14 protein-coding genes and 1 pseudogene are annotated in these 14,115 nt (G+C 68.2%); 9 read left to right on the top strand and 6 right to left on the bottom strand.

The window, feature by feature from the left end; all coding sequences use genetic code 11:
* Positions 1-138 precede the first annotated feature (138 nt).
* Positions 139-1,137 (top strand): asparaginase, encoded by a 999-nt coding sequence (locus tag ACOJTB_RS17760; RefSeq protein WP_420103855.1) that lies wholly within the window; start codon positions 139-141, stop codon positions 1,135-1,137.
* Positions 1,138-1,161: 24 nt separating this feature from the next.
* Here the strand turns inward: ACOJTB_RS17760 and ACOJTB_RS17755 are convergent, their stop codons facing one another.
* From ACOJTB_RS17755 to meaB, 3 genes are all read right to left on the bottom strand, one after another.
* Positions 1,162-2,538 carry a TIGR03808 family TAT-translocated repetitive protein gene (locus tag ACOJTB_RS17755; protein ID WP_420103854.1) on the bottom strand — a complete coding sequence of 459 codons (1,377 nt, stop codon included), beginning with the start codon at positions 2,536-2,538 and terminating at the stop codon, positions 1,162-1,164.
* A 63-nt stretch (positions 2,539-2,601) separates the two neighbouring features.
* Positions 2,602-3,240, bottom strand: a complete 639-nt coding sequence (locus tag ACOJTB_RS17750; RefSeq protein ID WP_420103853.1) for a pyroglutamyl-peptidase I family protein — start codon at positions 3,238-3,240, stop codon at positions 2,602-2,604.
* A 2-nt stretch (positions 3,241-3,242) separates the two neighbouring features.
* A complete protein-coding gene (meaB, locus tag ACOJTB_RS17745; protein WP_420103852.1) occupies positions 3,243-4,229 on the bottom strand; it encodes a methylmalonyl Co-A mutase-associated GTPase MeaB in 987 nt (328 codons plus the stop codon).
* Between the two features lie 116 nt (positions 4,230-4,345).
* Here meaB and ACOJTB_RS17740 point away from each other — a divergent pair, with 116 nt between their 5' ends.
* The 3 genes from ACOJTB_RS17740 (at position 4,346) to ACOJTB_RS17730 (ending at position 7,538) form a co-directional block, all read left to right on the top strand.
* The gene (locus ACOJTB_RS17740; protein ID WP_420103851.1) at positions 4,346-5,515 is read left to right on the top strand and encodes an alpha/beta hydrolase; all 1,170 of its coding nucleotides are present in this window, start codon (positions 4,346-4,348) and stop codon (positions 5,513-5,515) included.
* 125 nt (positions 5,516-5,640) lie between these two features.
* A complete protein-coding gene (locus ACOJTB_RS17735; RefSeq protein ID WP_420103850.1) occupies positions 5,641-6,645 on the top strand; it encodes an alpha/beta hydrolase in 1,005 nt (334 codons plus the stop codon).
* On the top strand, positions 6,645-7,538 hold the full coding sequence (locus ACOJTB_RS17730; RefSeq protein WP_420103849.1) for an alpha/beta hydrolase-fold protein: 894 nt from the start codon (positions 6,645-6,647) through the stop codon (positions 7,536-7,538). The genes ACOJTB_RS17735 and ACOJTB_RS17730 overlap by 1 nt, the downstream gene beginning before the upstream one ends.
* A gap of 6 nt (positions 7,539-7,544) precedes the next feature.
* On the opposite strand, the gene ACOJTB_RS17725 is transcribed toward ACOJTB_RS17730, so the two are convergent.
* On the bottom strand, positions 7,545-8,003 hold the full coding sequence (locus ACOJTB_RS17725; protein WP_420103848.1) for an Lrp/AsnC family transcriptional regulator: 459 nt from the start codon (positions 8,001-8,003) through the stop codon (positions 7,545-7,547).
* A gap of 130 nt (positions 8,004-8,133) precedes the next feature.
* Here ACOJTB_RS17725 and ACOJTB_RS17720 point away from each other — a divergent pair, with 130 nt between their 5' ends.
* Complete coding sequence (locus ACOJTB_RS17720) at positions 8,134-9,417, top strand: cystathionine gamma-synthase family protein (RefSeq protein ID WP_420103847.1); 1,284 nt, start codon at positions 8,134-8,136, stop codon at positions 9,415-9,417.
* Positions 9,418-9,439: 22 nt separating this feature from the next.
* Here ACOJTB_RS17720 and ACOJTB_RS17715 read toward each other — a convergent pair whose 3' ends face one another.
* Both ACOJTB_RS17715 and ACOJTB_RS17710 read right to left on the bottom strand, forming a co-directional pair.
* Entirely contained in the window at positions 9,440-9,661 is a 222-nt protein-coding gene (locus tag ACOJTB_RS17715; RefSeq protein ID WP_420103856.1) for an antitoxin MazE family protein, read from the bottom strand.
* 69 nt (positions 9,662-9,730) lie between these two features.
* Positions 9,731-10,447: a DUF3750 domain-containing protein gene (locus ACOJTB_RS17710; protein WP_420103846.1), complete on the bottom strand. Its 717-nt coding sequence runs from the start codon at positions 10,445-10,447 to the stop codon at positions 9,731-9,733.
* Positions 10,448-10,608: 161 nt separating this feature from the next.
* Between ACOJTB_RS17710 and ACOJTB_RS17705 the strand changes: the two genes are divergently transcribed.
* From ACOJTB_RS17705 to ACOJTB_RS17690, 4 genes and pseudogenes are all read left to right on the top strand, one after another.
* The gene (locus tag ACOJTB_RS17705) at positions 10,609-11,718 is read left to right on the top strand and encodes a polyamine ABC transporter substrate-binding protein (RefSeq protein WP_420103845.1); all 1,110 of its coding nucleotides are present in this window, start codon (positions 10,609-10,611) and stop codon (positions 11,716-11,718) included.
* A gap of 33 nt (positions 11,719-11,751) precedes the next feature.
* A complete protein-coding gene (locus ACOJTB_RS17700; RefSeq protein ID WP_420103844.1) occupies positions 11,752-12,921 on the top strand; it encodes an ABC transporter ATP-binding protein in 1,170 nt (389 codons plus the stop codon).
* Positions 12,918-13,814: an ABC transporter permease gene (locus ACOJTB_RS17695; RefSeq protein ID WP_420103843.1), complete on the top strand. Its 897-nt coding sequence runs from the start codon at positions 12,918-12,920 to the stop codon at positions 13,812-13,814. The genes ACOJTB_RS17700 and ACOJTB_RS17695 overlap by 4 nt, the downstream gene beginning before the upstream one ends.
* Positions 13,811-14,115, top strand: a pseudogene (locus ACOJTB_RS17690) (putrescine ABC transporter permease PotI); the annotation flags it as partial. The gene ACOJTB_RS17695 and the pseudogene ACOJTB_RS17690, both read left to right, overlap by 4 nt.

Here is a 14,115-nt window from a genome sequence, read left to right as displayed (position 1 = left end):
GCTTGTGGGGCGGCCCCGGCCGCCGTGGGAGTGTGTTTTGCACCCGGGGGGGGGTTGTGGTCAAACGCGGGGGCCCGGGGGGGCCCCCGCCGCCATGTCGGCGGCGGCCCATCGGCATCGATCCGCTCGGAGGTCGCCATGGAAAACCCCGTTCTCGCCGAAGTCACCCGCGGCAACACCGTCGAATCGCGCCATCGCGGCGCTGCGATCGTGATCGACGCCGACGGAGCGGTGGTGTTCTCGGCCGGCGATGTCGAGCGGCCGGTGTTTCCCCGTTCGGCGGTGAAGTCGATCCAGGGCCTGCCTTTGATCGAGAGCGGTGCCGCCGACCGCTACGGGCTGACGGAGCCGGAACTGGCGCTCGCCATTTCCTCCCATTCCGGCGAGCCCGAGCATGCGCAGACCGCGATCGGCATGCTCCGCAAGGCCGGGCGCGAGGCCGGTTGCCTCGAATGCGGCGCCCATTGGCCGACCAATGAGAAGGTGGCGCGGGCCCTGGCGAAATCGGGCGCCGAACCGACCGCGCTCAACAACAATTGCTCGGGCAAGCATGCCGGTTTCGTTTGCCTCTCCTGCGCGCTCGACGAGGACCCGGCCGGTTATGTGAAGGCCGACCATGCGGTCCAGCAGGCGGTGCGCGGCGCGCTGGAGGCGGTGACCGGCGCGGCCCATACGGCCGAGCATCGCGGCACCGATGGCTGCTCGATCCCCTCCTACGCCATTCCGCTGCGCGCGCTGGCACTGGGCTTCGCCCGCATGGGCACAGGCCATGGCTTCGGCCCCGAGCGGGCGAAGGCGGCCGCTCGCTTTCGCGCTGCGGCGGCCGCTCATCCCTTCATGGTCGCCGGCACCGACCGTTTCGACACGCGGCTGATGGGCCTGCTCGGCGCGCGCGCCTTCACCAAGACCGGTGCCGAGGGCGTCTATTGCGCGGCCCTGCCCGAACTGGGCTACGGCATCGCGCTGAAATGCGACGACGGCGCCGGTCGCGCGGCCGAAGTGGCGCTGGCGGCGCTGATCGCCCGTTTCCTGCCCATGGATGACGCCAGCGCCGCCGCCTTCGTCCCCTTGCGCGAGGCGGTGCTGAAGAATTGGAACGGGATCGAGGTCGGCCGGGTCCGCGCGCCGGCCGGCTGAGAGCCGGGACGGCCATCCGGCCGCCTAACTCACCGCATTACCCTCGACCCGGATGCCGGCGGCGCGGGGGGCGGGCGCCTTCGTCAGATCGCCGGTGACCGGCTTGCCGTATTCGGTGCCGACCACGGCGCCGCCGCGCGCGCCGTCGATGACGTTGTTGGCGATCAGCGCGTTGCGCTCCTTGCCGATCAGCGAGACCGAGATGCCGATCCCGGTCTTGCGGACGATGTTGCCGGTGGCGGACAGATTGCGCATCGCCCAGGCCCAGCCCAGCACGATGCCGCTCTCGCTGACGTTCTCGATGACGTTGCCGGTGACCGTCGCCTCCGCCTCGACCTGCACGCCGAAGCCGCCGATCGGCTCCTTGCCGTTGGGAGCGACGCCGCGCCGGACATTGCGGATGATGTTGTTGGCGAAGACGGCGAGCCGGCCGCCATGGTCGAGATTGGTGATGCTCGCCCCCGCCGCGCAATCCTCGATCAGATTGTTGGCCATGATCGAGCCCTCGAAGGCGAATTCGGAATAGACGCCGACCTCACCGCAGCGCCGGCCCTGATTGCCGAGCATCTGCACCCCGGAGCCGGAATTGTTGCGGATGAATGTCATCGCGCAGTCGCGCAGCTGGTTGCCCTCGACGATCACGCCGCCGGCCCGGAACAGGCCGATGCCGTTGCCGTTGGGGCCGTCGCCGCCGCCTTCCGCCCGGATGCGCGCGATGCGGTTGCCGCGCAGGATCGAGCCGTCGTCGCCGCGCTCGCTGCGCCAGATCAGCAGGCCGTTATTGCCGCAATCCTCGACCGTATTGTCGGCGATGGTGAGCCCGAGCGAATCCAGTGAGAACAGACCCGCATCGCGCATGCGGGAAAAGCGGCAGCGCAGGATTTGCCCGCCGCAGCGCGTGAGCACGAGCCCGGTCGAGCCGGCCTGCTCAAAGCCCAGCTCCGACAGGCTGAGCGCGCCCACCCCCTCCAGCGCGATGAGGCCGCTGCGGTTGGGCGAGGGGATGTCGCGCCCGTCCAGCGATAGGCCGGAGAGGGAAAGCCGGCGCGCCTGGCGCGCGGTCAGGATCGGCCCCCCGGTCGCCGTCACCAGCCGGGTCGCGCCCGGCACGCCGAGAAGCTGGGTTCCATCCGGCAAGGCGACATCCGCGATCCGATAGCGTCCCGGCGGCAGCAGGAGGGGGGCCGAGCGGCGTGCTGCCTCCGCCAGAGCCCGCCGCAGCCGCTCCGACTGATCGTCGGGCGAGCCCGGATGGAGCCCGAGCATGCTCGCATCCAGCCCCAAGCCGCCCAGCCCGGACGCCGCTCCGATCCGCTGCTGCGCTTGCGCCAGCGCGGGCAGGCTCGGCAGCAGGGTGGCCGACAGGCCGGCGGCGATGACACTGCGACGGGACGGGACCATGCGCTCTCCTTCGCCCTCCCGCATCAAGCCGCGTGCCGGAAAAGCTGTCCCGGAACGGGACGCTCAGCGCCCGGCCACGGCCAGATCCCGCCCGATGGCTGCGAGCGCGACCGCGAGCGCGGCCGGGTGGGGCCGAAAGCGCGCGACCCGCGCGGCGGGGCGCGTCCCGGGACGGGGCCGCAGCCAGGGCACATGCACGAACAGCACGGGTCGGCCTCGCAGCGCCGGATGGCGTAGCGCGACGGCATAGCTCGCATCGCAGAGATAGCGGCCGGCCGAGGGCGACAACCCGGCGACGAGGCCAGCGCGGCGCAGCCGGGCCAGCGCGACTTGCGGCCGCCCGCGCGTAGGGAGCGCGGCGCTGGATGCGACGACGGCGCGGGCGCTCCCCGGCCGACCCGTCGCGTCGGGATGCAGCGTGCTGGCGCGGCCGCGGGCGAAGAGTTCCACCCGCACCTGCCGCGCCCGCGCCGCGACGCCCAGCATCAGCACCGCGCGGGGCTTCAGCGACGCGATCTCGGCGGCGAGCCGCGGCAGGCCCTCGCCATAGCTGGTTTCCAGCACGAGAGCCCGTGCGCCGATCCCGGCGGCCGCGAGGCGCCTCGCGACATTGCGGGCCAGAAGCGTGGTGGGGTTGACCCGCACGCCGGGGAACGGCCCGAAGCCGGTGACGAGGAGGTCCGCAGGCGCCGCGTTCCGCATGCTCAAAGCCCCAATGCCTGTGCGATTTCGTCGGCGGCGAGTGTCGGCGCCAGCGTGCCCGCCGCGACCGCGCGCTCGATCTCCGGCGCGCGCGTCTTCAATGCGGGGTCGTGCCGCAGCTTCTCCTGAAGCCGGTCCTGCACCATCGCCCACATCCATTTGACGTCCTGCCGGCGGCGCCGTTCGGCGATCAGCCCGTGCGGTGCCAGCCGGTCGCGATGCTCCTCGATGGTGCGCCAGAGCCCGTCTAGCCCCTCGCCGGTCAGACCCGAAATGGTGACGACCGGCGTCGACCACAGCGCCGAGGCTGGCGCCAGGATGTGCAGCGCGGCGCGGTACTGGGCGGCAGCGGCCCTTGCGGCAGTCGCTCCCGCTCCGTCCGCCTTGTTGACCGCGATCATGTCGGCGAGCTCGATGATGCCCTTCTTGATGCCCTGCAACTCGTCGCCGGCATTGGGCAGCATCAGGACGAGGAAGAAATCGGTGAGATCGGCGACCGCCGTTTCCGACTGACCGACGCCGACGGTTTCGACGAGGACGACGTCGAAGCCCGCCGCTTCGCATAGCAGCATCGTCTCGCGCGTCTTGGCAGCGACGCCGCCGAGCGTGCCGGACGAAGGGGAGGGGCGGATATAGGCGTTGGGATCGACCGCGAGCCGCGCCATGCGCGTCTTGTCGCCGAGGATCGAGCCCCCCGTGCGCGTCGAGGAGGGATCGACCGCCAGCACCGCCACCTTGTGGCCGAGCCCTGTCAGATGCGCCCCGAGCGCGTCGATCGTGGTCGATTTGCCGACGCCGGGCACGCCGGTGATGCCGACGCGGATCGCCTTGCCCGTCTTTGGCAACAGCCTCTGGACGAGGCTTCTGGCCTGTTCGCGATGGTCGGGCCGTCGCGATTCCGCCAGCGTGATCGCGCGGGCCAGCGCCGCCCGCTCCCCGGCGAGGATGGCGTCGGCGAGAGCATCGACGGAAGGGGCGGAGGCGAGCATGCGCCCAGTTAGCAATCCCCGTCGATGGCCGGCAAGTGACGCTCGGTTACGATCTGTCGTGACTGTGTCATGCGCGCATCTTGAAGAATGCACGGAACGATGAGACGAGACATGTCATGATCGCGCCGACGCTGCGGCTTCGCACCCTTCTTCTGGCCCTCCTGCTGCCGCTGGCTCTGGCCGCCTGCGGCACGCCGCGCGTGCTCGAACTGGCGCAGGGGACCCCGCCGGCCTCCGAAATCGCCGGCACGGTCCAGCTCTATGTCGCGACCACCCGTGCCGTGTCCGATCAGCCGGTCTGGTTCAGCGGCGAGCGCGCGCCCAGGCCATCCTTCGCGCGGCTCGACATCACCGTTCCCAGAAGCCACAAGGCCGGCGAGCTCGAGTTGCCGGATTCCGGCCTGGGCAACCCCTCGAAGCATTTCGTCGCGACCAATTTGACACGGCTGGACCTGGCGCCGGTCGTGGCCGATGTGCGCCGCGAATTGCAGCGCCGCCCGGTCGAGCAGCGCGATGTGCTCGTCTTCGTGCATGGCTACAACACCAATTTCGCCGACGCCGCCTATCGCTTCGCGCAGATCGTCTATGATTCCGGCTTCAAGGGCGTGCCGGTGCTGTTCACCTGGCCCTCGCGCGGCGAATTGCTGGCCTATCCCTACGATCGCGAGAGCGCTTATTACTCGCGCGATTTCCTGGAGAACAATCTGCGTGCCATCGCCCGCGATCTCGGCCCGCCCCGCATGGACGTGCTCGCTCATTCGATGGGCACGCTGCTGACGGTCGAGACGCTGCGGCAGGCCGCGATCCGCGGCGACGGCAACTTCGGCGGAAAGCTGCGCGACGTGATGCTGGCCGCTCCCGATCTCGATCTCGACGTGTTCAAGACGCAGATGCGCCAGATCAAGCGCCCCGTGACCGTCTTCGTATCCGCCGACGACCGGGCTTTGGACTTCTCGAGGCGCTTCGCCGGTGACAAGAAGCGCCTTGGCGCGGTCTCCAGCAAGGACACCGAGACCGTCGCGGAACTGGAGAAGCTCGGCGCGCGGGTGATCGACCTCTCCGAGATCAGCTCCGGCGATCCGCTGAACCACGCCAAATTCGCGGCCTCTCCCAAGGTCGTGCAGATGATCGGCGAGCGGCTGCGGCAGGACAAGGGCATCGCGACCGCCGGCCCGACGCTCGGCGACAAGCTCGGCGATGTTGCCGGCGGCGTCGTCGGCACGGTCGGCTCGACCGTCGGGCTTGTCGTGACGGCGCCTGCCGCCATTGTCCAGGGCGCCCGCTGACGGCTGAGGCCGAACGCGCGCCCGCGTCGCGCCTTCGCCGCATTCTGGCCGCGTTGGGCTGGCCTTAACGGGATGCGGCGCAGATCGCCGCTCTCCCGCTCTCGCCCGATCCGGATACCGTCCCCATGCCTGTCACGAGGCGCGATTTTTCAAGCCGCGCTCTGCTCGCCGCTATCCTGCCGCTCGGCCTTGCCGCCTGCGCCCAGAGCGAGGCGAGCGTCTCGCCCTTTTCCGAGCCCGAGCGCGCGGATTCCTCTGCGCTTGGCCGCGATCCGCGCCTGCTGGTGATGACGACCCGCAATGCCACTGGCCGCACCCCGCCCTTCTTCGGCACCGATCGCGGCAAGCTGACCTTTGCCGAGGTGCGCCTCTCGCCGCCGGGCCGGGGCATCGGCGGGCGGGTCTCCTCCGCCGTCAGCGGCGACTGGCAGGTGGTCGGCATCGACCGCGAAAACAGCATGGACCCGGCACGGGCCCTGGCCGATTCGGTCAATGGCCGCGACGTGCTGCTCTATGTCCACGGCTTCAACGAGAGCTTCGATTCGGCCACGCGCAGCGTCGGGCAGCTTTCGCATTCTCTCGAGTTCCGCGGTCGCACGGTGCTGTTCACCTGGCCCTCCGGCGGCAAGCTCTTCGATTACGCCTATGATCGGGAAAGCGCCTTATGGTCCCGCGACGGCTTCGTCGAGACACTGCGCGCGCTCGTCGGCAACCCGACCGTCGGACGCATCCATATCGTCGCGCATTCGATGGGCACCTTCCTCACGCTGGAAGCCTTGCGCGAATTGCGCGATGCGCCCGAAGTCTACGCCCGGATCGGTTCGGTCGTTCTGGCCTCGCCGGACGTGGATATCGACGCTTTCGAGCAGACGGTGAAGAAGCTCGGCCCGCTGGCCCGGCGCATGACCGTGATCATCGATCCGGGCGACCGGGCCCTGGCGGTCTCGGCCCGCATCGCCGGTGGCGTCGCCCGTGCCGGTGCCGCCGATCGCGGCCGTCTCGACGCGCTGGGCGTGCGGGTCGCCGACACGTCGGGGCGCGGGTGGAGCATGCTCCGCCACGATCTCTTCCTCTCCGACAGCGAAGTGACGCAGGTTGTGCGCCGTGCGATCGACCGGGGAGAAGGCTGATGCGCGATTGGGTCGTTGCGAAGACCGTTTTGCTGGCGCTGACCGCCGTAGCGGTGACATCGGGCGCGCATGCGCAGACGACCGAGCCGTTCGGCGCGGCGGGGCGGGGCCGCTGGACCTTCGACGACCCCGCCTTCAAGGCGATCGAGGTGCAGACCTACACCCCGTCTGCCTGCGCGGCCAAGCCATGCCCGTTGCTGATCGTGATCCATGGCAATGGCCGCAACGCCGCCAGCGCGCGCGACTACTGGATCGACGCCGCCGAGCGATACGGCGTCCAGGTCGCGGCGCCGCGCTTCGACAGGCAGCGCTTTTCCAGCCGCATCTTCCAGCAGGGCAATGTCCCCGGCGAGCCTGACAAGGCGAAGTGGAGCTTCGGCATCGTCGAGCGCCTGTTCGACGCAGCCCGCGCGACCGGCCGCATCGAGGGCGACAGCTACCGCATCTTCGGTCACTCGGCCGGCGGGCAGTTCGTCCACCGCATGGCGCTGCTGATGCCGGAAGCCCGCTTTTCCCGCGCCGTCGCAGCCAATTCCGGCTTCTACACCCGCCCGCTCGGCACCGAGGCGGCGGGTGGCTTCGCCTATCCCTATTCGCTCGGCGCAACGCCGGCCACGGATGCCACCCTGAAGGCCGCGCTCGCCAGGCCGGTGATCGTCATGCTGGGGGAGAACGACAACGATCCCGATCATGTCGAGATCAACAAGTCGCCCGGCGCGGAGGCCCAGGGGCCGACGCGCTTCGCGCGAGGGCAGGCCTTCATGGCGGATATCAGGACGGTATCGTCCCGCCTCGGTGTCTCCTCCGCGTGGCGCGAGGTCACGGTGCCGGGCGTCGCCCATGAGCAGAAGCGGATGGCTGCAGCAGCCGGCCCGGTGTTGCTCGGGCCGTAGGACCGCTTAAATCGGCGGCAGGCCGGAGCGCTTCTTGAGCGTCGCCAAAGCGAAGTTGGACTCCACCGACTGGATGCATTTCAGCCGGGTCACCTTCTGCTTCAAAAAGCGCTCATAGCCCTCGATGCCGTCGGTGACGACGCGAAGCAGGTAATCCTGCGTGCCGGTCATCAGATAGCACTCGGCGACCTCGCTCCAGCTCTCCACCGCCTTCTCGAACTCGCCGATATGCTCCTGATTCTGCTGGATCAGCCGCACCGAGACGAAGACGCTGAAGGGCAGCCCATAGGCCTTGGGATCGACGATGGCCGCATAGCCCTGGATGACGCCGCTCTCCTCCAGCCGCTTCAGCCGCCGCAGGCAGGGCGTCGGCGACAGGCCGACGCGGGCCGACAGATCCTGATTGGTGATGCGGCCGTCCTCGCGCAGCACGGCGAGGATCCGGCGATCGATCGAATCGAGCATGATCTGCTCTCCTCCAGGTTCGGTGTAGCAGAAAACTGCGCGGCTCTTTGTAGCGCAATGCCGATCTGCCAAGCAATGGCGCTGCTTTGAAGCTAGTCTGGAGCGGAACGATCAACCCGCGGAGGACGCCATGAGCAACGACGGCTATCACAAGGATCGCATCGCCAATCGCCGGCTCCATCCCGAGACTCTGATGATGGGCTTCGGCTATTCGCCGGCCATGTCGGAAGGCTCGCTCAAGCCGCCGGTCTTTCTGACCTCGACCTTCGTCTTCGAGAACGCCCAGCAGGGCAAGGACTTCTTTGATCTCACCGCCGGCCGCCGGCAGCTGAAGCCGGGCGAGAAGTCGGGGCTGGTCTATTCCCGCTTCAATCACCCGAACATGGAAATCCTCGAGGATCGCCTGGCGATCTGGGACGAGGCCGAGAAATGCGCCGTTTTCGCCTCCGGCATGGCGGCGATCGCGACGACCTGCTTCGCCTTCCTGCGTCCGGGCGACACCATCATCCACTCGCGTCCGCTCTACGGCGGCACCGAGACCCTGCTGAAGAACCAGATGGGGGCCTTCGGCATCACGCCCTTCGGCTTCACCGACGGGCTCGATCTGGAGCAGATGCGCTCCGTGGCAAAGGCGGCCGCCGCCAAGGGCCGCGTCGCGATGATCCTGGTCGAGACGCCGGCCAACCCGACCAACGGCCTCGTCGATCTGGCGGCCTGCAAGGCGATCGCCGACGAACTGGGCCAATCCCAGGGCCACCGCCCGCCGGTGGTCGTCGACAACACGCTGCTCGGCCCCAAATATCAAAAGCCGCTCGCGCTTGGCGCCGATCTCAGCCTGCTTTCGCTGACGAAATATGTCGGCGGCCATTCCGACCTCGTCGGCGGTTCGATCAGCGGCTCCGAGGCGCTGGTGAAGCAGGTCAAGGCCTGGCGCGGCTCGCTCGGCACCCAGGCCGATCCGAATTCCTGCTGGATGCTGATGCGCTCGCTGGAGACGCTCGACATCCGCATGAGCCGCGCCAACGAGAACGCCAGGCTCGTGGCCGATTATCTCGAGAGCCACCCCAAGGTCGCCAAGGTGCATTATCTCGGCAATCTGAAGGCGGGAGACCCGCGCAAGGCCGTGTTCGACCGGCAATGCAGCGCGGCGGGCTCGACCTTCGCCTTCGATGTGAAGGGCGGCGAGAAGGAAGCTTTCGCGCTGCTCGACAATCTGCAGATCATGAAGCTCGCCGTCAGCCTCGGCGGCACCGAGACGCTGGTTTCGCATCCGGCCGCGATGACCCATTCCGGTGTCGCCCGCGAATTGCGCGAGGAGATCGGCCTCACCGACGCGCTGATCCGCATCTCCGTGGGCATCGAGAACATCGAGGATCTGATCTCGGATCTGGCGCAGGCTTTCGAGGCGGTGTGAACACGGGCGATATCGCCTCGCTTCATCCGGCCCGGTCGTCGAGATCGTCGAGGGCTGCATCGAGGAAGCTGCCGAGATCGGAGTCCCGCTTGTCCGCTTCGGCGACGATGCCCGATTGTCGGCGGCATTCCTCCGCGAAACCGGGCCGGCGGGTGTCGGGCACCCACATCTGCAGCGGGCGGAGCCCGGCGCGGCGCAAAACCTCACGCCGTTTCTGCACACGGGTCGCGGTTGAAGACGCCATCGTCTGCTCCAATCGGGCGTTACATGTAACGCAGAGAGCGGTGTTCATTCAGCGAGATTGCCTGATGCCTTAAACTCCGATCCGCCCCCAGCCGGGCAGCTTCAGCGCCGGGTTGCGCAGGTCGAGACCGGCGACGAGGCCGAGCAGATTGATCTCGACGCCTTCGACCCAGCCGATCGTCACCCCCGCGAGCCCATAGAGCGACGCCTGCACGCCGGTGCGGCTCGGCGTCAGCCCGGCGAACAGTCCGCTTTCGCGCCAGTCCTTGCCGATGGCGGTCGGCGGCAGGGCGCGGCGCAGTTCGGGCACCTCGGTCAGCACATGCTGCACGAAGCTGTTGGAGTTGGGGCCCGGCCAAGCCAGATAGGTGCCGGGCGTCGCATAGCCATAGGACTGCACGGCGGCACGGATGCGCGGAATCAGCGCCTGCGCCGCCTCGCCGCGCACTTCTGCCACCAGCTCCGGCACATTCCCGAACCAGCGCCCATCCGCCTCGCGGTGATTGACCCGCACCGGCGTGCCCCAGCCGACCACGTCGAAGCGCGTATAGGCGCTGGCCCCGCGCTCCTTCACCACCACCCATGAGTGATGCGCGAAGATGCCGCGCCAGCGGCCGACCCGCGCCGCGAAGACATGCACCGTCGCTTCCGGCTCGATTGCGGCGGCCGGCAGCAGTTTCGCGCTCGACCAGTCGGCGCGGCGCCAATCCTCCGCGCGCGGACGCCACAGCCACCAGGCCGCATGGCTGGCAAGCGGCAGCAGGAAAGCGAGGAGGAAAATCAGCATGAGGAGGCGGGCAGCGCGCATGCAGATCGATATGTGGCCGGCTTGTTGCATCGCAAGAAGGGAGCGGACGCGCGGCGCTCTCCGGCGATCACGAAAAGGTGGTTGAGACGTTGCCGCAAGCTGGTAGCGTGCCGCCGTCACGTCGCATCGGGAGGGACAGATTGGCTGGAATCACGGGGTTGAAGGGCCTGGTAGCGGCGCTCGCGCTCGGTTGGGCGGTGGCGACCGGGCCGGCGCAGGCGCAGGACAAGCAGCTGCGCATCTACAACTGGTCGGATTACGTCGACCCCGAGGTGCTGGACGCGTTCAAGAAGGAGACCGGCATCACGGTCGTCTACGATACCTTCGATCAGATGGAGACGGTCGAGACCAAGCTGCTGGCCGGCAAGACCGGCTATGACCTGATCGTCGTCACCGCGTCGTTCCTGCCGCGCCACGTCCCGCTCGGCCTCTATCAGCCGATCGACAAGGCCAAGGTGCCGAATCTGAAGAATCTCTGGCCCGAGATCCAGGGGCGGCTGGCGAAATACGACCCCGGCAACACCTATGCCGTCAACTACATGTGGGGCACCACTGGCATCGGCTACAATGTCGCCAAGGTCAAGGAACGGCTCGGCACCGACGCCCCGATCGACAGCTGGAAGATCGTCTTCGAGCCCGAGCAGCTGAAGAAGCTCTCGACCTGCGGCGTGCATGTGCTCGACGCGGTCGAGGAGCTGTTTCCGGCAGCGCTGCGCCATCTCGGCCTCGATCCCGATTCCAAGAGCGAGGCCGATCTCAACAAGGCCGGCGAGCTTCTGCGCAAGATCCGGCCCTACATCCAGAAATTCCACTCCTCCGAATACATCAACGCGCTCGCCAATGGCGATATCTGCCTCGCCGTCGGCTATTCCGGGGACATTCTGCAAGCGAAGAAGCGCGCGGAGGAGGCCAAGAGCGGTGTCCAGATCGCCTATGCCATTCCCAAGGAAGGCGCGCTGATGTGGTTCGATTCCTTCGTCGTCCCGAAGGATGCGGCCAATGTCGACGCGGCGCTGAAGTTCATCGACTTCGTCAATCGGCCGGAGATGGCGGCGAAGAATTCGGACTTCATCCAATATGCCAATGGCAACCTGGCCTCGAAGCCGCTGCTCTCGCCGGCGGTGCGCGACAACCCTGGCATCTACCCCTCAGAGGCTGTGATGGCGCGGCTCTACACGATCACGCCCTATGACCAGAAGGCCCAGCGCGTGGTGAACCGGCTGTGGACGCGCGTGAAGACCGGCAAGTGACGAGGTGCAAGTGACGGCGGCACCGGCGCGGCGATGACGAAGCGGGTCTCACCCGGCAGCGTGCGCCGGGCCTTCCAGCCCTGGAACGACCCGCAGGCCATGCCGCTGGTCGAGCTTCGCGGCGTCGGGAAGAGCTTCGGCGAGGTCGCGGCGGTTCGCGACCTTTCGCTCTCGCTCTACCGCCGCGAATTCTTCGCCCTGCTCGGCCCCTCGGGCTGCGGCAAGACCACGCTGATGCGCATGCTCGCGGGCTTCGAGCAGCCCGATGTCGGCACGATCTGGCTCGATGGGCATGATATAACGGGCGTGCCGCCGCATCTGCGCCCGGTCAACATGATGTTCCAGTCCTATGCGCTGTTTCCGCATCTCAGCGTCGCCGGAAACATCGCCTATGGGCTGAAGCGCGAGGGGCTGGCGCGGAGCGAGATCGAGCGCCGCGTCGGCGAGATGCTGGAACTGGTCAAGCTCGGCGGGCTGGGGCAGCGCAAGCCGCACCAATTGTCCGGCGGCCAGCGCCAGCGTGTCGCCCTGGCGCGCGCGCTGGCCAAGCGGCCCAAGCTCCTGCTTCTCGACGAGCCGATGGCCGCGCTCGACCGCAAGCTGCGCGAGCAGACGCAGTTCGAGCTCATGGATTTACAGAGCGAGCTGGGCCTTACCTTCATGGTCGTGACGCATGATCAGGACGAGGCCATGACCATGGCCGACCGGATGGCGGTGATGGAGCAGGGCCGGCTCGCCCAGATCGCGCCGCCCGATGTGATCTACGAGGCTCCGGCGAGCCGCTACGTCGCCGAGTTCGTCGGCGATATCAATATCCTCGAAGGGCAGGTGACGGGCGTGACGGGCGAACTCGTCCATGCGCAGGTGCCGGCCATCGGCGCCGTCGTTCTGGATGAGGACACATCCCGCCTTCGGGCAGGGGAGCCCGTCGCGATCGGCATTCGTCCCGAGAAGATCGCGATCGCCCATGACGAGCCGGCGCAGACCGTCAACAGGGCCGTCGGCGAGATCTGGGATATCGGCTATCTCGGGGACGTCACCATGATCCAGGTGATGGTGGGCCGGGATGCGGATGGCGCGGGCGGGACCTTGCTCAAGGTCGGGCTGTCGAACCGCACCCGGCGCATGGAACGCCCCTTCGCCTGGGAGGATCGCGTCTGGCTTTCCTGGGATGTCGAGGCCGGCGTGGTCCTGCCGCCATGAACGCCCAGGCAGCACCGAGCCGGCGCCTCGTCGTCGCCATTCCCTCTCTCTGGCTGGCGCTGGTCTTCCTCGCGCCCTTCGCCATCGTGCTGCGCCTGGCCTTCTCGCAGGCGGCGACAGCGTTGCCGCCCTATGCGCCGCATTGGGAAGGGCTCGCTCAGCTCGGCGATTTCCTCTCGCAATTGGGCGTCGAGAATTTCAGGCTGCTCGCCGAGGATCCGCTATACTGGCAAAGCTATATCTATTCGCTGCGGCTGGCGGGCGAGACGACGCTGCTGGCGCTGGCGATCGGCTATCCGCTAGCCTATGCGATGGCGAGCGTCCCGGCGCGCCGGCGCGGCGTGCTGCTCGTTCTCGTCATCCTGCCGTTCTGGACCTCCTTCCTGATCCGCGTCTACGCCTGGATCGGCATTCTGCGTCCGGAGGGGCTGCTGGATGCCGCGCTCGGCTGGCTCGGCCTCGGCGGGGAGCCGCTGCGCCTGCTCAACACCGAGACGGCGGTGCTGCTGGGCATGGTCTATTCCTACCTGCCCTTCATGGTGCTGCCGCTGTTCACGACGCTGGAGAAGCTGGATCGCAGCCTGCTGGAAGCGGCAGCCGATCTGGGCGCGACGCCGCTGCGCGCCTTCCTCACCGTGACGCTGCCTCTGTCCCTGCCGGGCATTCTCGCCGGTTCGGCCCTCGTCTTCATTCCCTCGGTGGGCGAATTCGTCATCCCCGATCTGCTCGGCGGCCCGGATACGGTGATGATCGGCAAGGTGCTGTGGAACGAGTTCTTTGCCAATCGCGACTGGCCGCTGGCCTCGGCCGTCGCGGTCGCGCTGGTGATCGTGCTGGTGCTGCCCCTCCTGCTGCTGCAGAAGGCGCGGCTGAAGCGGGAGCAGGCGGCATGAAGCGCCTCGGCCCCGGCCTCATCCTCACGCTGATCCTCGGCTTCGCCTTTCTCTACCTGCCGATCGTCACGCTGATTGCCTATTCCTTCAACGCCTCGCGGCTGGTCACGGTCTGGGGCGGCTTCTCGACGCATTGGTACGGCGCGTTGCTCGCCAACCAGCCGCTGCTCGATGCCGCCTGGCTCTCGATCCGCCTCGGGGTCGTCTCCGCGAGCCTCGCCACGGTGCTCGGAACGCTGGCGGCGCTGGCGCTGGCGCGCCATGGCCGCTTCCTCGGCCGCACGCTGTTCTCAGGGATGGT

It is taken from the genome of Allobosea sp., from assembly GCF_048595345.1.
In the GTDB taxonomy this organism is placed as follows: Bacteria; Pseudomonadota; Alphaproteobacteria; order Rhizobiales; family Beijerinckiaceae; genus Allobosea.
Note: the sequence above shows the minus strand (reverse complement) of the source record. Positions and strands in the feature narration are given on the sequence as shown.